Origin of the sequence: Pseudomonas sp. (genome assembly GCF_030683065.1) — a bacterium.
Taxonomy (GTDB): domain Bacteria; phylum Pseudomonadota; class Gammaproteobacteria; order Pseudomonadales; family Pseudomonadaceae; genus Aquipseudomonas.
Genome location: NZ_JAUXMX010000039.1, coordinates 17,877 through 37,421 on the forward strand (window position 1 = coordinate 17,877; position 19,545 = coordinate 37,421).

Annotated in this window: 12 protein-coding genes; 9 read left to right on the plus strand and 3 right to left on the minus strand. The window is 61.4% G+C overall.

Features of this window, described 5'->3' with window-relative positions; all coding sequences use genetic code 11:
• Positions 1-254: 254 nt before the first annotated feature.
• From Q8K09_RS12815 to desA, 3 genes are all read right to left on the minus strand, one after another.
• Complete coding sequence (locus tag Q8K09_RS12815) at positions 255-1,517, minus strand: OprD family porin (RefSeq protein ID WP_305255356.1); 1,263 nt, start codon at positions 1,515-1,517, stop codon at positions 255-257.
• A gap of 483 nt (positions 1,518-2,000) precedes the next feature.
• Positions 2,001-2,972: a sensor domain-containing diguanylate cyclase gene (locus tag Q8K09_RS12820; protein WP_305255357.1), complete on the minus strand. Its 972-nt coding sequence runs from the start codon at positions 2,970-2,972 to the stop codon at positions 2,001-2,003.
• A 111-nt stretch (positions 2,973-3,083) separates the two neighbouring features.
• Positions 3,084-4,271 (minus strand): delta-9 fatty acid desaturase DesA, encoded by a 1,188-nt coding sequence (desA, locus tag Q8K09_RS12825; RefSeq protein ID WP_305255358.1) that lies wholly within the window; start codon positions 4,269-4,271, stop codon positions 3,084-3,086.
• Positions 4,272-4,438: 167 nt separating this feature from the next.
• Here desA and Q8K09_RS12830 point away from each other — a divergent pair, with 167 nt between their 5' ends.
• The 9 genes from Q8K09_RS12830 (at position 4,439) to Q8K09_RS12870 (ending at position 19,458) form a co-directional block, all read left to right on the plus strand.
• Positions 4,439-6,718, plus strand: a complete 2,280-nt coding sequence (locus Q8K09_RS12830) for a bifunctional diguanylate cyclase/phosphodiesterase (RefSeq protein WP_305255359.1) — start codon at positions 4,439-4,441, stop codon at positions 6,716-6,718.
• Between the two features lie 32 nt (positions 6,719-6,750).
• Positions 6,751-7,884 (plus strand): HDOD domain-containing protein, encoded by a 1,134-nt coding sequence (locus Q8K09_RS12835; RefSeq protein WP_305255360.1) that lies wholly within the window; start codon positions 6,751-6,753, stop codon positions 7,882-7,884.
• 43 nt (positions 7,885-7,927) lie between these two features.
• Positions 7,928-12,727, plus strand: a complete 4,800-nt coding sequence (locus tag Q8K09_RS12840) for a PAS domain S-box protein (RefSeq protein ID WP_305255361.1) — start codon at positions 7,928-7,930, stop codon at positions 12,725-12,727.
• 206 nt (positions 12,728-12,933) lie between these two features.
• Positions 12,934-13,320, plus strand: a complete 387-nt coding sequence (locus Q8K09_RS12845) for a response regulator (protein WP_305255362.1) — start codon at positions 12,934-12,936, stop codon at positions 13,318-13,320.
• The gene (locus Q8K09_RS12850) at positions 13,313-14,962 is read left to right on the plus strand and encodes a diguanylate cyclase (RefSeq protein ID WP_305255363.1); all 1,650 of its coding nucleotides are present in this window, start codon (positions 13,313-13,315) and stop codon (positions 14,960-14,962) included. Before Q8K09_RS12845 ends, Q8K09_RS12850 begins: the two co-directional genes overlap by 8 nt.
• Positions 14,963-15,158: 196 nt before the next feature.
• The gene (locus tag Q8K09_RS12855; protein WP_305255364.1) at positions 15,159-15,671 is read left to right on the plus strand and encodes a fasciclin domain-containing protein; all 513 of its coding nucleotides are present in this window, start codon (positions 15,159-15,161) and stop codon (positions 15,669-15,671) included.
• Positions 15,672-15,989: 318 nt separating this feature from the next.
• Positions 15,990-17,279, plus strand: coding sequence for an FAD-binding oxidoreductase (locus tag Q8K09_RS12860; protein ID WP_305255365.1), 1,290 nt, complete (start codon positions 15,990-15,992; stop codon positions 17,277-17,279).
• Positions 17,280-17,351: 72 nt separating this feature from the next.
• The gene (locus Q8K09_RS12865) at positions 17,352-17,909 is read left to right on the plus strand and encodes a helix-turn-helix domain-containing protein (RefSeq protein WP_305255366.1); all 558 of its coding nucleotides are present in this window, start codon (positions 17,352-17,354) and stop codon (positions 17,907-17,909) included.
• Between the two features lie 196 nt (positions 17,910-18,105).
• Positions 18,106-19,458 (plus strand): glutamine synthetase family protein, encoded by a 1,353-nt coding sequence (locus Q8K09_RS12870; RefSeq protein ID WP_305255367.1) that lies wholly within the window; start codon positions 18,106-18,108, stop codon positions 19,456-19,458.
• Positions 19,459-19,545: the final 87 nt, after the last annotated feature.

Genomic DNA, 19,545 nt, shown 5'->3' on the forward strand with positions numbered 1-19,545 from the left:
GGCCACTATCGCTGATGGGTTACGCCGCGTTTAAATGCAGCCTGCCTGACATCGTCTCGGCGGCTAACCCATCCGGATTGCGGCGTTCCAGATTCGGCGGCGTCAGCAGGCACCGCGCGATAGCGGTTGTCGCGCTGCCTGATGAGCCAACACAAGAAAGCCCGGAACAGAGTCCGGGCTTTGGGTGTTGCACGGCTGAACAGGATGCAACTGCTCAGCCCGGCTCGACAGCCCCGCTAACCACGGGGCACCGATCAGAACAACGGCAAGGTGTAGCTGACGATCAGACGGTTTTGATCGACATCACGGCCGAAGTTATTGCGCATGGTCGCGTTACGCCATCTCACACCGAGGTTCTTCAGCGAACCTTCCTGGATCACGTAGGCGATATCCATGTTGCGCTCCCACTCTTTACCATCGGCGTTATTTGGACGGTCGATGTTGTCACCGGTCAGGTAGCGGGTCATGAAGGTCAGGCCCGGAATGCCTACGCTGCCAAAGTTGAAGTCGTAACGCGCCTGCCAGGAGGTCTCATCTTTGGCGGCGAAGTTGCCGATCTGCACGTAGTTGACCAGGAAGGGGTCAACGCTGTCGCCGATATAGGCAAAGCCGGTATCGCCGCTCATTTTCTGATAACCAAGGCCCAAGCTGTGGCCGCTCAAGGCATAGGTGAACATGGCCCCAAAGGCTTTGTTATCGACGTTGCTCAAGCCGTCGTCGGTGGAGCGGGCGTAACGCAGATCGCTCTTCAGCGATTGCTTGTCGGCGATCGGCAGCACATGCACCAGGTTGAAGGAGTGCTGTTTGTACATGTCTTCCAGGTTGCTGTAGTAGTAACCCCCGGTCAGAGTGTCAGTTAGCTTGTAGCTACCACCGGCAAACACGAACTGGTTGGAGTGATTGGCGCTGCTGCCGCCCTTCACGGTAATACCGCTATTGGTGAAGGTGTTCAGGCGCATGTCCTGATAGTCGCTGGAATTGCGATTATTGACCTCATCCAGATAGCCCAAGTCGAGGGTCAGCCCAGCGATATCCTTGGAAACCAGGTTGGCTCCGCGAAAGACTTGCGGCAGCAGGCGGCTATCACTGGAGCCGATGGCCTGATTCTTCAACTGCAGCGAACCCACTTTGAGCACGCTCTCGCCAGCCTTGGCTTTGGCGGTCAGCCCGAGACCACCGGAGTTGTCTTGCGAGCCGCCGGAGCCATCCGGCACCAGCAGCCCGCTGCCCGCGGTGCCGTCACCCGAGTCCAGCTTGAAACCGAAGGTGGCCAGCGCGTCGACGCCAAAACCGACGGTGCCTTCGGTGTAGCCCGATTCCATGCGCAACAGGAAGCCCTGCGCCCACTCTTCCTGCTTGGACTGACCGGCACCTTCGCGGAAATCACTGTTGAAATAGAAGTTACGCGCTTCGATGCTGGCCTTGCTGTCCTTGATGAACTCGGCATTGGCGACGTGGCTCAGGGTCAAGCCCAGGGTGCCGGCGGCTACGGCCAGCGCCAGGGAAGTCTTTCTCATTATGGTTTTCTCCAGTGTTTTTATGGGTAGCACATCGGCATGTACGCAGACTTCGAAATACGAAGAGGCAGGCACACGCCGAATTTGATAATTCACCCCAGCGGGCCACGTCAGACTCACAGCCGAACGGGCGCCAGACCTAACAGGCCAACGCAGGGACGAATAAAAATCAGGGGTGCGCAGTGCCGCGCAGAGCAAGCGTCGGGTAAACAGAGATAGGCGTAGCGTCGGCCAGGCAGAAGAATTTCATAGGTGGGTCTCTTCATTTTTATTGTGTGCCTGCCATGGCGGCAGGTCAGTGTGACGAAGAGCCCTATGCGGATACTGTGCCAGTTGCTCACCATCGAGCTGCGACACCTCTATTCCGGCACTTTGCCGGGAGCAGATGAACGCCGTTGCGGCGTCGCCGACAGAATGAACAGGCGGATTTTCGCCGACAGCCAGGGTACTAACGGCGGGTTTTCGCCAGGCATACCCTGCGCATCAGCCGAGTACGATTTGGTTCTTGCCCTGCCGTTTAGCCTGGTACATCGCGGCATCAGCGCGGGCAAAAAGGGCATCCACACTAAGGTCGTCACCGCGCAGACAGGCCAGCCCCTGACTCACCGTGATACCGAACGACGCCAGGGCGTGGCTGAAACGCAAACGCTGCACCTCCCGCCGCAGGCGCTCAGCAATCTGCTCGGCCAGGACCGGCTCGCAGCCCGGCAACAGCACAGCGAACTCTTCACCGCCGATGCGCCCAAACAGATCACCACGGCGCAACACCGAGGCGCCACAACTGGCCAGGTGCTGCAACACCTGGTCGCCCATCTGGTGGCCGAATCTGTCGTTGACCTGTTTGAAGTTATCGACATCGAGCAAGAGGAAAGCCAAGGGGCTGCCGAACTGGCGGGCATGCTCGAACTCGCGCTGGGCACACTCGAAGAAGTGCCGGCGATTGCTGCTCTGGGTCAGCACATCGGTGGTTGCCAGGCGATGCAACTCGCCTTCCAGCTGCTTCTTGTCGGTGATGTCTTCGGCGATGCCGACAATGATCTGTGCTTGTCCGGCCTCACTCGAGCGACTGATAAAGCATTTGTCGCTGAGCCAACGCAACTGCCCGTCGGCGCGAATGATGCGGTACTCGCGGGCCTCCACTGCGCCAGTCTCCAGCACCTTGGCCAGGCTCTCGGCAGCGTAGTCAAGGTCGTCCGGGTAGATACTGTTGCGCCACTCGCCGTAATCGGCCAACAGCAACGCAGCGGATCGGCCGAACGTCCGTTCGTAGGCCGGGCTGACGTAAATCACCCGCCCCGCCTGCCAGTCGAACGCCCAGAGCACCGCATTGACGCTACCGAGCAGGGTGCTGAAGAGTTGCTCGCGCTCACGCAGGCGCTCAACTTCAGCACGACTGTGCAGCAGCGCCAGGGTCAAGTCTTCCAGTTGCGTGGGGGAGTTACTGGACTCATCCATAACAGACACCATCCTGGCCAAGGTTCAGAGGCCAGCATAGAAGGTTGTTGCCACAGAAACAAAAAGCCCGCCAAACGGCGGGCAGGGTAAAGGGTTACCGACCAGTAGCCGTCAAGCGACAGCCGCCGGACGCAGTGAGTAAGTCTTCAACTGCTCAGCGAAGTCGCGCAGCGAGTGGATACCACTGGCTTCGGCCTCGTGGACCCACTGCTTGATCGCCTCAAGCATTTCGTGGCCATTGGAGCTGGTCTTGAGCCAGATCTGCTGCAGCGCCAGGCGCTTCTCGTAGATCACTTTGAGCGCCTGACTGTGCGCCAACATGGCGTCGATGCGCCGCTGCTGCTGGTCGTGCAACAGGCTTGGCTCGCGGCCCAGCAGGCGTTTGGCACGATGAAACTGATGACGCACCGACGCGTCAGCCTTGGCCAGTTCCTGCTTGACCAGCGGACCGATCACCAACTTGCGGTACTGCGCCATGATCTGGAAACGGTTGTTGAGGATCGCCATGGCGGTGTCCATATCCAGATGGCGCTTACCCTCGATGCGATGGGCAATCGGCGCCACGCGCTGCACCTTGGCCAGGCCGAACAGACTGAACAACTGGATCCAGGCCCAGCCCATGTCGAACTCCCATGCGCGCACCGACAGCTTGGCCGAGTTGGGATAGGTGTGATGGTTGTTATGCAGCTCTTCACCGCCGATCAGGATGCCCCAGGGCAGCAGATTGGTCGCGGCATCGCGGCACTCGAAATTGCGATAGCCAACGGCATGGCCGAGACCGTTGATGACACCGGCAGCCCAGACCGGGATCCACATCATCTGAATCGCCCAAATGGTGATACCGATCACACCGAACAAGGCCAGGTCGATGAGTGCCATCAGGATCACGCCGCCAAACGTATAGCGCGAATAGAGGTTGCGCTCGATCCAGTCATCGGGGCAATTCTTGCCATAGATCCGCAGAGTATCCGGGTTCTTCGCTTCCTGCTGATACAGCTCGGCACCGGTGCGCAGCACCGTACTCAGGCCTTTGATCACCGGGCTATGGGGGTCGTCTACGGTTTCGCACTTGGCGTGGTGCTTGCGGTGGATGGCGGTCCATTCACGGGTGTTTTGCCCCGTTGTCATCCACAGCCAGAAACGAAAGAAGTGCTTCAGCGCCGGGTGCAGCTCCAGGGAACGATGGGCAGAGTAACGGTGCAGGTACACCGTTACGCCGACGATGGTGATGTGCGTCATCGCCAGGGTGACCGCAATCAACTGCCAGACCGACAGGTCAAGAAAACCGTTGTACCACATGAGTCGGGTGCCCCTTGAAAGAAAAACATGGCATGCCTGAGAGACTCAGACCACAGTGCATTATCACCGACATGGATCAAAAAACCAGTTGGCCTTTTAGATCACAATACCCGGTCGTCACTTACTCAACGATCACAGTGCCCACCTAGCGAGCCGATGAACACCTTATGAGCCTACACCAAGGAGCGGTGCGCCTGACCCTGATCTACCTGCTGGCTGCCGGGCTCTGGATATTCTTCAGTGACGCGCTGCTGTCCAGTTTGCACCTGCCTACTGAACTGGCAGAAAAGCTGCAGCTGCTCAAGGGGTTAGGCTTCGTCCTGCTCAGCAGCGCCCTGTTGTACCTGGTCCTAGGCTCTCACCTGCGCCAGCAGACCCGCATGCGCAGAACCTTGCGCGCCAGCGAAGAACGCCTGAACCTGGCCCTGGAGTCGGCCCAGGAAGGCTTGTGGGACTGGGACCTGCGCAGCGACAAGGTGTTTTTCTCGGCGGGTTATGCCGCCCTGCTCGGCCTGCAACCTGCCGCCCTGGGCAACACCCGAGGGCACTGGTTGCAACTGCTGCACCCTGACGACCTCGCTCATTATGAGCAAACCCTCGCCAGCATCCTGAACACTGGCAGCCAAGAGGCATTCGAGGTGACCTTGCGCCTGCGCCACCAGGATGGCGACTACCGCTGGATCCAGTCACGTGGCCAATTGCAACTCGACGCCATGGGTCGAGCGGAGCGAGTTATCGGCACCGCCAGCGACATCAGCCAGCGCCGAGCCGACGAACACAGCCTGCGCCAGGCCGCCGCCGTGTTCGATGCGACCCAGGATGGGGTGCTGGTCACCGACAGCAAGCAGCTGATCGTCCACGTCAATCCGGCGTTTACCCGCATCACCGGCTACACCCCCGAAGAAATCATCGGGCGCCAGCCAAGTCTCCTGAGTTCGGGCCGGCATGACCAGGCGTTCTACCAACGCCTGTGGCACGCACTGACAACCCGGGGCAGCTGGAGCGGAGAAGTCTGGAACCGGCGCAAGAACGGCGAAATCTATCCGCAGTGGCAGCGTATTCGCGCCATCCACGACGAACAAGGCGAGCTCAGCCACTACGTTGCGGTGTTCTCCGACATCAGCGCGTTGAAGCGTTCGCAGAGCGAACTCGATCACCTGGCCCACCATGATCCGCTGAGCGGCCTGCCCAATCGCCTGCTATTCACCGAGCGGGTCGAAAACGCTCTCAACCGGGCGAAATCCGAACAACAAGGTGCGGTATTGCTGATCGACCTCGATCATTTCAAGCACATCAACGAAAGCCTCGGCCACAACATCGGCGACCTGCTGCTCAAGGCGGTCGGTGAACGCTTGGGCAGCCAACTCGACAACGGCATGACCCTGGCTCGCCTCGGCGGTGACGAGTTCGGCCTGCTCTGCGAGAACTGCCTGGATGCGCCCCAGGCCGCCAGCCTGGCGCAGCAACTGCTAAACAGTCTCGGCTCACCCTTCTGCCTCAACGGCCATGAGTTCTACATGAGCGCCAGCATCGGCATCAGCCTGTTCCCCGGCGATGCGGAAAACCTCGAGCAGGTGTTGCGCAATGCCGACTCGGCGCTGTCCAAGGCCAAGACCAGCGGCCGCGAAGGCTACGCCTTCTATACTCAGGAATTGACCGAGTTCGCCCGTCGGCGCGTCGAGCTGGTTAGCGCTCTGCACCATGCGCTGGACAACCACGAGCTGCGCGTTTACTACCAACCGCTGCATGACCTGGCCAGCGGCGAACTGATCGGCGCCGAAGCACTGGTCCGCTGGCAGCACCCGCAACGTGGCCTGATCGCACCCGGGGAATTCATCCCGATCGCCGAAGACAGCGGCCTGATCGGCGCCATTGACGCCTGGGTATTGCAGCAGGCATGCAGGCAGATGATGCTCTGGAAAGGCCAGGCGCAGGCACCGCAATTCGTTGCGGTGAACGTCTCCAGCCGGCTATTTAGCCGCGGCGGACTGGATCTGCTGGTGGCAGGCGTACTCGCCGAAACCGGACTAGACCCCGTCTACCTGGAACTGGAAGTCACCGAAAGCGCGGTGATGGACAACCCGGATGCCGCCCTGGCACTGCTTGATCGCCTGCGCGCCTTGGGCGTGCGCCTGGCCATCGACGATTTCGGCACCGGCTACAGCTCTCTGGCCCGGCTCAAGCGCCTGCCGGTGCACAAACTCAAGCTCGACATGAGCTTCGTGCGCGGCCTGCCCGACGACAGCGACGATGCCGCCATTACCCGCGCGGTGGTAGCGCTGGGCCATAGCCTGGAGCTCAAGGTGCTGGCCGAGGGCATTGAACGACCGGAACAGATGGAATTCCTCCGAAAAATCGGCTGCGACTACGGCCAAGGCTATTTGTTCGGTCGGCCACAACCGGTCGAATCGGCACCGGCCGGCGCGGCAACAATTAATCAGTCATAACGGACAGCAGAACCAAGGAATAGCTGATACCTATGCGGGTAATGATTCTTGAAGACGATCACTGGATCGCCGACCTGCTCAAGCAGATCGTTCTAAGCTTGCGCCCCAATGCAAAAATAGTCTGCCTGGGTAGCCTTGCCGAAGCCCTGGCCGACTGGCAGCTAAACCCCAGCGATATGGTGATCACCGACTGGAACCTGCCAGACGGCGAAGGCACTCAACTGCTTAAACACGTGGGCCGGCAAAATAGCGAAGTGCCCTTGGTGATGATCACCGGCCGCACCGACCGCCGCAGCGTAGTTGAAGTACGCGCACTGGGCATTAGCGCATTCATCAGTAAGCCATTCGAGGCCTCGCGCGTGGCGGCCAGCCTGGATAAGTTGCTGCCGGCGGCCGGGCCAGAGAGCGCCCCAGTCCGCACCCTGAGCAGTGAAGACTTCGGCACTTACCTGAAGCAACTGCCCACCAGCGAACTGGATCTCCCCCTGAAAAAGAGCGTGCGTGATCGCCTCCTGAAAAGTTTCAAAGGTGAGCAGCTGAGCCTGCGCGAGCTGGCCGAAGGCTGGCGTCACGACCCGGCGCTGAATGCCCGGCTGATCAGCGTGGCTAACAGCAGCGCCTATAAAGGGATCGGGCGGCCATGCATCAGCCTGATCGAAGCGCTGCAAAAACTCGGTGTAGCGACCAGTCTCAACCTCGCCATGGGCCTGGCCCTGCGCCAGTCCAGCGCACTGGATAGCGCCCTGTTGCGCATGTTTGCCGAAGAGCATCTGGATGCCAGCGAACGCCTGGCCGAAGCCAGTATGGCCCTGGCCCGCCAGTGCAGCCTCGACCCAGCGCCCTTTCATTGCGCAGCACTGCTGCACCGCATGGGTGAACTCTGCGTACTCCACCTGGCGCAGGCTTGGGAAGACGGTGGCCACAGCCTCGACGAGGAACAGGTGCTGCAAGCCATCAGCCAGTTCAGCTCACCCTTCGCCATTGCCCTCAAGGCGCGCTGTCAATTACCCATGGCCCTGCGCGATCTGATCGGCGCCAGCTATGCCCTGCCCAACAACAGCGTCAAACGCGAGCTAGTGCTCATGCGCCTGGCCGCCAGCGCACAGGCTCCCATCCCTGACACTAATGACCAAGCCCGCCTGCGTCGCCTCGCAGGGCTTGCCTGAATGCCGTGCACTCGCTCAAGGTTTCGCCAATGAATAGCGCGCAATGATCCGCTGGATAGTGGGCCTCGGCAGCCTCGTCCTCGCGCTGTTCTTTGCCACGCTGGGCGGGCTCGCCCTGAGCGAGCAGGAGTCCTTATGGCAGCAACAGATGGCCAAGCAGACTGAGGTGCAGCGCTTGGTACTGCAAAGCACGCAACGGCGCCAGCGCGATCAGGCGCTGTTACTGGCGCAGAGCATTGCCGCCGACGCCTGGGTCATCGAACTGGTGCGCCAAGCCTACGCCCTGCACCACAGCGGCAGCCCAGACCAGGACGCCTCCAACGCCATCCGCAACCAGCTCTATACCCGTCTGGCGCCACGCTGGCGCAATCTGCAGAGCAGCCACCCGTTCAAGCTCTACATCCACCTCGCCCCCTCGGCGCAAGTCCTGCTGCGCGTGCATCAACCCGAACGCTTTGGCGATCAGCCAGAGGCTCACCGCGTGATGCTCACCGACGCCCTGCATGACCAGCACAACAAGGCGGGCCTGGGGCTTGGCGCCGACAGCCTGGTGATGCGCGCCATAACCCCCTTGCAGGTCGATGGCACACTCAAGCCCATGGCCATTGGCGCCCTGGAAGTCAGCCTGAGCCTGCACAATGATCTGCAACAGCTGGATCAGGAACTGGATGCCGGTATCGCCCTGCTGTTCAAGCGCAGCCCGCAAGCACCAGAGTTCGGCGGCGAGGCGCTGCGCGGCCTGAGCGACAACCACGCTGACTGGTCCCTTGAAGGCTTCTCACGCCCGCAGATCCAGCACTGGAAAACCCAACAATTATTGTCCGCCCCAGACGCTGGCAACAGGCTGAGGTTGCTCGAGGATCAGGGCCGTACTTACCTGCTCAATCAGGTGCTGCTGCCTGGCTACACGTCGGCAGCCGATCCCAAGCAAAGCACTGCGGTCGTGGCCTTGACCTGGCGCGACATCAGCACGCAAGTTGCGCAGCACCAGAGCGACCGCCAGTGGCTAATCGGCAAATGGCTGCTGGCCTGGGGCGGCGCAGAAGCCTTGCTCCTGTTATTGCTGCTGAGCACTCGCCATGCCAGCCAAACCCTGATGCGCCGCCACCGTGACGAACTGCAGCAAAGGCACCAGCAAAGCGAGCAGTCGCGTCAGTTGCTGGCAATCATCGCCCAGGCCCAGGCCGCGTATATCACGGCACAGAACCAGCGCGAAGCCTTCGATGCACTGCTTTCGCGCATTCTCGAGCTGACCGCCAGTCAGTTCGGCTTTATCGGCGAAGTGCTCGAAGATGAGCTGGGCGCGCCCTACCTGCACACCTACAGCATCAGCAATATTGCCTGGGACAGCGCCAGTGCTGCGCTCTATGCAGAGCGCTTGGCCCAGGGCATGGAATTCCGCAACCTGGACACCCTGTTTGGCCGGGTCATGCTCAGCGGCACGGCACTGATCAGCAATCAGCCTGCGGAGCATCCGCAAAGCGGCGGTTTACCTCATGGCCACCCGCCGCTGCTGGCGTTTGCCGGTCTGCCGATCCACAGCCATGGCCGCCTAGTGGGGATGCTTGGCCTGGCCAATCGCGCCGAAGGTTACCAGGAGGCTCTGGCCGAACAGTTGCAGCCCTTACTCGCCACCTTGGGCCAGTTGATCGAGGCGCTGCGCCGCGACGTGCAGCGCGAGCAGGCGCAGCAGCATCTGCAGCGCCAGCAAACAGCCCTGCGCGCACTCAACGAAATTGCCGCCCTACCCACCCTGAGCAGTCAGGAGCAGCTGCGCCAGGCACTGCAGATGGGCGCCAGCTTCTACCAGGTGCCATTCGCCATAATCAGTCAGATCGAAGCCGACGATTACCAGGTACGCGCTCAGGTTTCACCCGCAGGCACCCTGAGTGACGGCCAGCATTTCCCCCTGGGTGACACCTACTGCAGCATCACCCTGCACAGCGATGAAGTGCTGGCCATCGACGCCATGGGCCAGTCGGCCCACGCTGATCATCCCTGCTACCCGCTGTTCAACCTGGAAACCTATATTGGCACGGCAATCTGGGTCGCTGGCCAGCGCTTCGGCACCTTGTCCTTCGCTTCGCCCGAGGCACGCAAGCAACCGTTCGATGAGGCCGACCGCGAGTTCCTCCGCTTATTCGCCCGCTGGATCGGCGCCACCCTGGAACGCCAGCAGCAGGAGCAGACGCGCCAGACCCTGCTGGAGCGCCTGGGTCAGGCCCAGCAAATAGCTCGGCTGGGGCATTGGCAAGCCAACCTGCAGACGGGCGAGCTGGACTGGTCGAGCATCATCTTCGATATTTTCGGGTATGACGCCGAGGTGATGACCCCGAATATCGAAACCTTCAAAAGCGCCGTGCACCCTGACGACCGTGCCCTCGTCGAGGCCAGCGAACAACGCGTGCTGGCGGGCGGCTTACATGACGTGGTGCACCGCATCGTGCGCCCCGACGGCGAGATCCGCTGGGTCCATGAATTAGCGCGCCTGCAGGCGGACGACCAAGGCCGAATGAACCGGCTGAGCGGTACTGTGCAAGACGTCAGCGAAGCCAAGCAGCGCGAAGAATCTGTCTACGAGGCGCGCGCATTCCTCCAGGCGGTGCTCGACTCAGCGACCGGCGTTTCCATCATTGCCACCGACACCTGCGGAGTGATCAGCCTGTTCAATCCCGGCGCCGAAATGCTCACCGGCTATTCGGCCGCCGAGGTGATCGGCCAGCACTCGCCGATGTTGTTTCACCAACCCGAAGAAGTGCGGGCACGCGGCAGCGAGCTGAGCCACGAGGCTGGACGCGAAATCAGTGGCTTCGAGGTGTTCGTCGCCAATATTCAGAAAGGCGAGGCAAAAGCCCACCAGTGGACCTATGTCCGCAAGAACGGCGAGCCGCGCCTGGTCAATCTGACCATCAGCGCTATTCGCGATGCGCACGACAGCATCTATGGCTACCTGGGTATTGCCACCGATGTCAGCGCTCTACAGCACGCTACCCGTGCCCTGCAAAAGAGCGAAAGTCGCTTCCGCAGCATGGTCGCCAACCTCCCGGGCGTGGTCTACCGCTGTCTCCACGATGCGCAATGGACCATGCGTTTCATGGGCGATGAGATCGAGCAGCTGAGTGGTTATCCGGCCAGCGACTTTATTGATAATCGGATACGCAGCTACGCCAGCGTGGTCCACCCGCACGATCTGGACAGCACCTATGCCGTCCAGGAGCAGATCTTGCGCCAGAGCGTGTTCGAGCTGACCTACCGCATCCAGCATGCCGATGGCCACAGCGTATGGGTGCGGGAAAAAGGCCGCGGAGAATACGACAATCAGGGCAACCTGCTGTGGCTGGACGGCTTTATCTGGGACATCAGCGAGCGCAAACAGATCGAAGATGAACTGAAACTCAGCCAGCAACTGTTCAGCAATGCCTTCAACACCGCACCGCAGGGCATGGCACTAGTCAGCCCCGAGGGACGCTGGTTGGAGGTCAACGACGAACTCTGCCGCATGCTCGGCTACAACCGCGCACAACTGCTGGCCGGCGACTTTCAGCAGATCACCCACCCCGATGATCTGGCCGACGACCTGAATAATGTCAAAGCGCTACTGGCCGGAGGGATCAACGGCTACCAGATGGAAAAACGCTACCTGGATAGTCAGGGACGGATTATCTGGGTACTGCTCAGCGTGTCGCTGGTGCGCGATAGCGAAGGCCTGCCGGTGCACTTTGTCGCGCAGATTCAGGACGTCAGCGAGCGCGTCACTGCCGAGCGGGCCATGCGCGAGAGCGAGCACTACCTGCGCACTGTGCTCGACAACATCCTGGATGCCATCATCACCATCGATGAACAGGGCTGCATCGAGACGTTCAATCACGCCGCGGAAAAACTGTTCGATTACAGCGTGGCCCAAGTAGCAGGACAAAATGTCAGGTTACTGATGCCCGAGCCCCATCGCGCGGCCCACGATGGCTACCTTGCGCGTTATCAGCAAACCGGTGAGACCCGACTGATTGGTAAGGTGCGCGAGCTTGAGGGCATGCGCAGCAATGGCGAACTGTTCGCCATGGAGCTGGCCGTGTCGCAGATCAGTCACCAGGGCCAGCGGCGCTTCATTGCCGTGATCCGCGACATCAGCGAACGCAAGCGCATCGAAAAGATGAAGAGTGAGTTCGTCTCGACCGTCAGCCATGAGCTGCGCACCCCGCTGACCGCTATCGCCGGCTGCCTCGGCTTGATCAATGGCGGCGTGCTCGGCGCGGTGCCGGTCGACATGCAGCAGATGCTGACAATTGCCCAGGACAACAGCAAACACCTTAGCAAGCTGATCAATGACCTGCTGGACATGGACAAACTGGTAGCTGGCAAGATGCTCATCGAACTGAGCGAGTACGCCCTGCAACCGCTGCTCGAACAAGCCATTGCGCAGAACCAGCCGTATGCCAGCCAATACCAGGTGCACTTGCGGCTGCGCGAACCCGTGGTGGCGGCCCAGATCCGCGTCGACAGCCAGCGACTGGCCCAGGTGCTGGCCAACCTGTTGTCCAACGCAGCCAAGTTCTCGCCCGCAGGCCAAGCCGTCGAGGTTGCCGTAGACCATTTGGGTGAGCGGGTGCGGGTCAGCGTTCGTGACCAGGGCACGGGGATTCCCGAGGCCTTCAAGACCCGTATCTTCGCCAAGTTCTCCCAGGCCGACGCCAGCGACACACGGCAGAAAGGCGGCACCGGCCTAGGCCTGGCCATCAGCAAGGAGCTGATCGAACGCATGGGCGGCCAGATCGGCTTCGACTCGCCCGAGGGTCAAGGCGCGACGTTCTGGTTCGAGTTGCCGCTGGGAGCGCCGACAACCTGATCCTGCCGAGACCGATGGGAGTGGCTGGGGCTGCCCAAGGAACTCCGCCAGGTGCATCCGCGCCTGCCGGTGGTGGTATTATCCTGCGCGCAGTAGCCCGGCGAACAGCTCAGCCTGGTGGGCTGCGCACCGGCCAAATCACCCATGAATACGCGCCAACTTCTCACTCTTCCCATGCGCCTGCTGACCGCCAAAGGAGTTTTGCAATGCCTGAACTGTCGCGAATTCTGCATGTGGAAGACGACCCCTCGATCCAGGCAGTGGCCAAAATTGCCCTGGAGGCGGTCGGGGGATTCAGGGTATTGAGTTGCTCGTGTGGCCAGGACGCACTGGACCAGGTGCAGGGCTTCGCCCCTGATTTCATCCTGCTGGATGTAATGATGCCCGGCATGGACGGCCCACAAACCCTGGCGAAAATTGCCCAATTGGTGGACCTCAGCCAAATACCCGTGGCCTTCATGACCGCCAAGGTACAACCCGCCGAGATCGAGCATTACCGTAGCCTGGGCGCGCGCGATGTAATCATCAAACCCTTCGACCCGATGCAGCTAGCCGCCCAGGTCCGACAGATATGGAGCAGTGTTCATGGCTGAACGGCCCGCCCCAACCAGCGAACTGCAGCACCAACTGCAGTTGCTCAGCGAAAAATTCGCCGCGCGCCTGACCCAGGAACTGCCCGAACTCGCCAGCAAGGCGCAACTGCTGCTAGCCGCGGACAGCGAGACGCAGCTGCAGCAGTTGCGCAGCCTGCGCGATCAGCTGCATAAGCTGGCAGGGGCCGCCGGCACCTTCGGCTTCGCCAGTATTGGCCAACGTGCCCGCGACCTCGAACAACAGGCGACGCACTGGCTGGAGAGCCAGCGCCTGAAAGATCAGGATCTGCAGGCATTCATCGACCAACTGCAGCAGTTCGCTGCGCAAAGCGTGCAGAACGACACGGCGCCGAGTAACCCCGCCCCTCTGCGATCAGGCCTGAAGGCCGAGACGGACACACACTGCATCTACATCCTCGAAGACGAGATCAGCGTCGGCGAAAACATGCGCCTGACCCTGGGCAACTTCGGCTATCACGCCGAGCACTTCAGCCGTATCGCCGACTTCGATGCAGCACTGCAACGGCGTCTACCGGATGCGTTGATCATCGACGTCAACCTCGGCGATAACGAACAAAACGGCCTGGTGTATGCCGCCGCCCTGCAACAACGCCTGGAGCAACCACTGCCGCTGCTGGTGATTACCACCAAGGACGACTTCGCCACGCGCCTGGAGGCGGTTCGAGTCGGCGCCATGGGCTACTTCACCAAACCAGTGGACATCCCCCAGCTGGAGAACCGTCTGGAGCGCTGCTTTACCCAGCAGCAGGGTGAACCCTACCGGGTCCTGATCGTCGATGACGATCATGACCTGGCCAGCCGCTACAGCCTGATCCTGCGCGGCGCCAATATGCTGGTTGAGGTACTGGAAAGCCCGGCGGGAATCTTCGCGGCCATGAGCCGTTTCAACCCGGAGGTGGTGCTGCTCGACGTCAACATGCCCGGTTGTACCGGCCCCGAGCTGGCGCAGATCATCCGCTTCAACGACGACTGGCTACGGGTGCCAATCATCTACCTGTCGGCGGAGACCAACATCAACCGGCAGATGAATGCCCTGATCAAAGCCGGCGACGACTTCGTCAGCAAGCCCATCTCCGATAACGCCCTGGTCACTACCGTGTTCTCCCGCGCCCAGCGCGCCCGCCTGCTGAGCATTGCCTTGTCACGCGACAGCCTGACCGGTCTGCTCAAGCATGCTGATATCAAGGAGCAGGTCGGCATCGAACTGGAGCGCGCACAACGCAGCGGCAAGCCGGCAAGCCTGGCGATGCTGGATATCGACTTATTCAAGAAGGTTAACGACAGCTACGGTCATGTCGCCGGCGATAACGTGATTCGCGCCCTGGCTAATCTGCTGCGCCAGCGCCTGCGCCGGGTCGATAGCCTGGGCCGCTACGGCGGTGAAGAGTTTCTCGTGGTGCTGCCCGACTGCACAGCCGAACAGGCCATGAGAGTTCTCGATGAAATTCGCCAGCGCTTTGCCGAGCTGCACTTCATCGCTGGCGGCAGCGAGTTCTCGGTAACCCTGAGTGCGGGTATCGCCTCGACCGAGCACGGTGCACAGGATGCCGGCGAACTGCTGGACCGTGCCGACCGCGCACTCTATGTAGCCAAGCACGGCGGCCGCAATCAGGTTCGTTAGCCGCAGCGGTTTTATACGCCCGCGCCAGCAGCAACCCAACTGGCTTTCCTGACCGCGCCGGCAACAGCGCGTTGCGATGCTGCTTGCCCGCGTATTACCCGGCAACCTTTACAAATCATGTCGAGCCGGGAACTCAGCGCGCCATAACTGTACAAATACTGTGCAAAACAAATAACCCTGTACTAGGAGTATTTCTATGTTTGCTCAGCTCAATGCAACCACTCAAAGCTTCAAACGCGCCCTGATGATCACCTCCGCCGCCCTTACCCTGGTGGCCGCGCCGGCATTTGCCGACAGCCATGGTGGCAAGAAGGACATCGTCGACACAGCCGTCGCTGCGGGTCAGTTCACCACCCTGGTGACCGCCGTGACCGCTGCCGGCCTGGTCGAAACCCTTAAAGGCGAAGGTCCTTTCACCGTCTTCGCACCCAATGATGCGGCCTTCGCCAAAGTCCCCAAGGCGGACCTCGATGCCCTGCTGGCCGATAAGGACAAGCTGACCGCCGTGCTCACCTACCACGTTGTTCCGGGCAAGCTGATGGCCGCTGATCTGGCCGGCAAGACCAGCCTGAAAACTGTACAAGGTGGTGAACTGACGCTAGACACCAGTGACGGCGTCAGCGTCGACGGCGCCACCGTCAGCACCGCCGACATCGAAACCAGCAATGGCGTTATCCACGTCATCGACAGCGTGGTAATGCCCAAGTAACCACTCGCTCGCCGGACCAAGGCCGACACCCGAAAGGGGTCGGCCTTTTTCTTAGCGATGTACCCGCTATGTGTTGCCCATGTAGGAGCCAGCTTGCTGGCGATCCGGGCCAACAAAAAGCACAACAGCATCGTCGGAGCGCCAGGCCGGAGCGAGCGGGTTTCTGCAAAGAGCTTCGGCTCATCGCCTCACAACACGCAATGGGTACATAGCCTTTTTCTTGGAAGCGCCGCAGTCAAAACATGCCGGCTTGGCTTTGTGAAATTTATAGCGTAGATTTTCATGAAATTATTATCTTCAGATTTCATGAGGCGCGCTATGTTTAAACAATCCGCCCAGCATATCGGCACGTATTACGCCGCCACCTACCCGGGGCAGATTCCACTGCGCCCGCGTTTGCAAGAAGCCTTGCAGTGCGATGTGCTGATCATTGGCGGCGGCTTCAGCGGCCTGCACACCGGCTTGCGCCTGGCCCTGGCCGGCAAAAAAGTGGTGCTGCTGGAAGCCAGCCGCCTGGCCTGGGCGGCCTCGGGGCGTAATGGCGGGCAGGCGCTGCCGGGTTGGTCCTGCGACATGCCGCCGCTGGAGAAGGCCCTTGGCCTGGAGCGCGCCCGCCGCCTGTGGGACAGCATGGTCTGGGCTGCCGATGAAATGCGCGAGCTGCCTGTGCGAAACGGCTTCGATATCGACTACCGCAGCGGCGCGATCTACACCGCCGTGCTGCCGCGCCGCGTGCGCCAACTGCAGGACAGCATCGAAGAAGCTGAACAGAAATACGGCTACACGCAGCTGAGCTTTATTGCCAAAGACGAACTGCCGCAGTGGATCGCCAGCCCGCGCTACCTGGCCGCCGTGCATGACAGCGGCGCCGCCCAGCTCAACCCGCTGAAGTTGGCCCAAGGCCTGGCCGATGCCATCGAGAAAGCCGGCGGAAAGCTCTTCGAGCAGACCCAGGCGCTCAGCTACAGCGAGACAGCGGACGGTTATGTGGCACGCACCGAACAGGGCGAGGTGCGCAGCGACGTGCTGGTGCTGGCCTGCAACGCCTATATCGACAAACTCGATGCGCAACTGTCGAAGCGTCTGCTGCCTGTCGGCTCCTACCAGGTCACCACCGCGCCGCTGGACCCAGAACTGGCGCGCTCGCTGCTACCGCGCGGCACCTGCGCCATCGACAACCAATTCGTCCCCGACTATTTCCGCGTCACCCCGGACAATCGCCTGCTGTTCGGCGGCGGCTGCACCTACCTGGGCGGCATCCCCAAGGATGTGCCAGCAGCCACCCGCCCCTATCTGGAGCGGGTGTTCCCGCAACTGCGCGGCGTGCAGATCGACTACGGCTGGGGCGGGCATATCGACTGCACGATGCAGCGCACCCCGGACGTCGGACGCAACGGGCAGAAGTACTGGCTGCAAGGCTTCTCTGGCCATGGCATTTTGCCGACCCTGGCCGCGGCTCGCGCGGTGAGCGACGCGATCCTCGGTGACGCCGATCTGCTTGAGTTGTACCAGGGCCTGAGCAACCCGCGCTTTCCCGGCGGCGACCTGCTCGCCGCACCGATCGAAGCCGTCGGCAAGGCCTGGTATAGGCTGCGTGACATTGTCTAAACAAAGCCACAGAGCCGTAGGATGGGTTGAGCGTGCGATACCCATCAATCTGACCCCACGAAGGACATGAGCATGGACATGCAGGAAGAAATCGAAGGTCTGGCGATCCTGATCCGCGACCTGCGTAAGCACAAGAACCTCACGCTTGGTGAACTGGCCGAGCGCATCGACCGCTCGGTGGGCTTTCTCTCCCAGGTTGAGCGCGGCCTGTCCCGACCGACCGTGGCTGACCTGACTGCAATCAGCGAAACCCTGGGCGTGCCAACCACCTATTTCTATAGCCTGAGCAAGCCACGCGCACTGCGCTGGGTAACCCGCCCCGACGAGCGCCGCACCCTGTACTACGCCGGCGGGATAACCGACGTACTGGTGTCGCCGAGCATGTCGGCCGGTTTTTCCATGCTCGAAAGCCATCTGGCGCCTGGCGCCAGTAGCGGCGAAGGACATCTGGACGACAGCTCCGAACAAGGTGGTTTCGTCCTTGAAGGCGAGTTGAGCATCTGGCTGGGCGACGACCCACAAGCGGTGACTCTTGGCCCCAACGACAGCTTTCAATTACCACCGCACAGTCAATTCCGTTACGCCAACCTCACCGAGCAACCGACACGGGTGCTCTGGGTGTTCCGCTAGCCATAGCCCAACAACGAACGCGGAGCATTGGCTTTTTGTAGGAGCCAGCTTGCTGGCGATCTTTGTAGGTCAAAAGCATCGTCGGAGCGCCGAAGCGCAGCAAGGACTAGGCGTCCCCCTGGCTCCTACGGAGGCTGCACCGCTTACCCGTTGAACATCGCACTACCCATCACTCAGGCCTGCAGGATCATTGCGCATGACCACAACAACAAGCTTTCCCGATCTGCTAAGCGAAGTACGCGCCTTCCGCGCCCAGAATCCGGCGGTGCGCTACGTTGACCTGATCAGCCTGGACATTCCCGGGCACTTCTATGGCAAGCGCTACCCCATCGACATGCTGGAAAAGGTCGCCGCCGGCAGCCCGCTGAAGATCCCGCAGAACTGCGTGCTGCTTGGCGCCCAGGGCGGCCTGCACCCGATTGGCGACTACTGCTTCAACGACGGTGACCCGGATGCGCCGCGCCGCCTGATCCCTGGCACGCTCAAGCCGGTGCGCTGGGAAAGCCAGCCGCTGGGGCAGATGCTGATCAGCTCCGATGGCACCAATGCACCCATCGAGTTTGAGCCGCGTGAAGTACTCGCTCGCGTGCTCAAACGCCTGGAAGCACGCGGCATCCGCCCGGTGGTGGCCTTCGAGCTGGAGTTCTACCTGTTTGATCGCAAGCTGCAAGACGGCCTGCCGCAGTTCCCCCGCGACCCGTTGTGCGGCGATGCAGATGACCAGCCGAACATGCACATCGAGCGCCTGTCGCGCTTCGCCGATGTACTGCACGAGATCGTCGACGCCGCCAATGAGCAGGGCGTGGACGCCAACGTGATCACCGCCGAGCTTGGCCCCGGCCAGTTCGAGATCAACTTCGGCCATTGCGATGACGGCCTGCGCGCCGCCGACTGGGCTGCCTTGTTCTGCCGCAGCACCCGTGGCGTGGCGCTCAAGCACGGCCAGCGCGCCAGCTTTATGAGCAAGCCCTACCTGCAGGCGCCGGGCAGCGGCATGCATGTACACGTCAGCCTGTATGACGCTGCGGGCAACAACCTGCTCGACGGCGACGACCAGCGCCCACTGCGCCATGCCGTGGCCGGCTGCCTGGAACTGCTGCCGCACTGCATGCCGATCTTCGCCGCCAACCACAATGCCTTCCGCCGCTACGGCGCCATGGTCAACGCCGCCAGTCGCGCCAGTTGGGGTTACGAGGATCGCGATGCGTGCATCCGCATCCCCGAATCGGACGGCCGCAACCTGCGCATCGAACACCGTCTGGCCGGCGCTGACGCCAATCCTTACCTGGTGCTGGCGGCGATTCTGATCGGTATGGAGCACGGTCTGGATGCCGGTATTGAGCCGATTGCCCCGCTTAACGAAAACCGCCAAAGCGGCATCGACTTCCCCCAGGACATGCTCAGCGCCGTAACCGCTATGCGCGACCACCCAGTGGTCAACCAGGGCCTGGGCGAAGAATTCGTCATGGTCTACTGCGAGAACAAGCGCCAGGATCACCTGGCCTTTATGCAGGAAGTCAGTGCGCGGGAGTACCGTTGGTTCCTGTAATAGTCCATTGCTCAAGCAGCTGTGGCGGACCGGTGTAGGGGGACGCGGGGGCGCCTAGGCCGTGCGCACCACCAGGTACCGGTGGTG

Excerpts from the sequence above, each read along its gene's own strand:
- desA (WP_305255358.1), bottom strand. The coding sequence starts at position 4,271 with ATGTGGTACAACGGTTTTCTTGACCTGTCGGTCTGGCAGTTGATTGCG.
- Q8K09_RS12860 (WP_305255365.1), top strand. The coding sequence starts at position 15,990 with ATGTTTAAACAATCCGCCCAGCATATCGGCACGTATTACGCCGCCACC.
- Q8K09_RS12850 (WP_305255363.1), top strand. The coding sequence starts at position 13,313 with ATGGCTGAACGGCCCGCCCCAACCAGCGAACTGCAGCACCAACTGCAG.
- Q8K09_RS12845 (WP_305255362.1), top strand. The coding sequence starts at position 12,934 with ATGCCTGAACTGTCGCGAATTCTGCATGTGGAAGACGACCCCTCGATC.
- Q8K09_RS12835 (WP_305255360.1), top strand. The coding sequence starts at position 6,751 with ATGCGGGTAATGATTCTTGAAGACGATCACTGGATCGCCGACCTGCTC.
- Q8K09_RS12830 (WP_305255359.1), top strand. The coding sequence starts at position 4,439 with ATGAGCCTACACCAAGGAGCGGTGCGCCTGACCCTGATCTACCTGCTG.
- Q8K09_RS12815 (WP_305255356.1), bottom strand. The coding sequence starts at position 1,517 with ATGAGAAAGACTTCCCTGGCGCTGGCCGTAGCCGCCGGCACCCTGGGC.
- Q8K09_RS12855 (WP_305255364.1), top strand. The coding sequence starts at position 15,159 with ATGTTTGCTCAGCTCAATGCAACCACTCAAAGCTTCAAACGCGCCCTG.
- Q8K09_RS12865 (WP_305255366.1), top strand. The coding sequence starts at position 17,352 with ATGGACATGCAGGAAGAAATCGAAGGTCTGGCGATCCTGATCCGCGAC.
- Q8K09_RS12820 (WP_305255357.1), bottom strand. The coding sequence starts at position 2,972 with ATGGATGAGTCCAGTAACTCCCCCACGCAACTGGAAGACTTGACCCTG.
- Q8K09_RS12870 (WP_305255367.1), top strand. The coding sequence starts at position 18,106 with ATGACCACAACAACAAGCTTTCCCGATCTGCTAAGCGAAGTACGCGCC.
- Q8K09_RS12840 (WP_305255361.1), top strand. The coding sequence starts at position 7,928 with ATGATCCGCTGGATAGTGGGCCTCGGCAGCCTCGTCCTCGCGCTGTTC.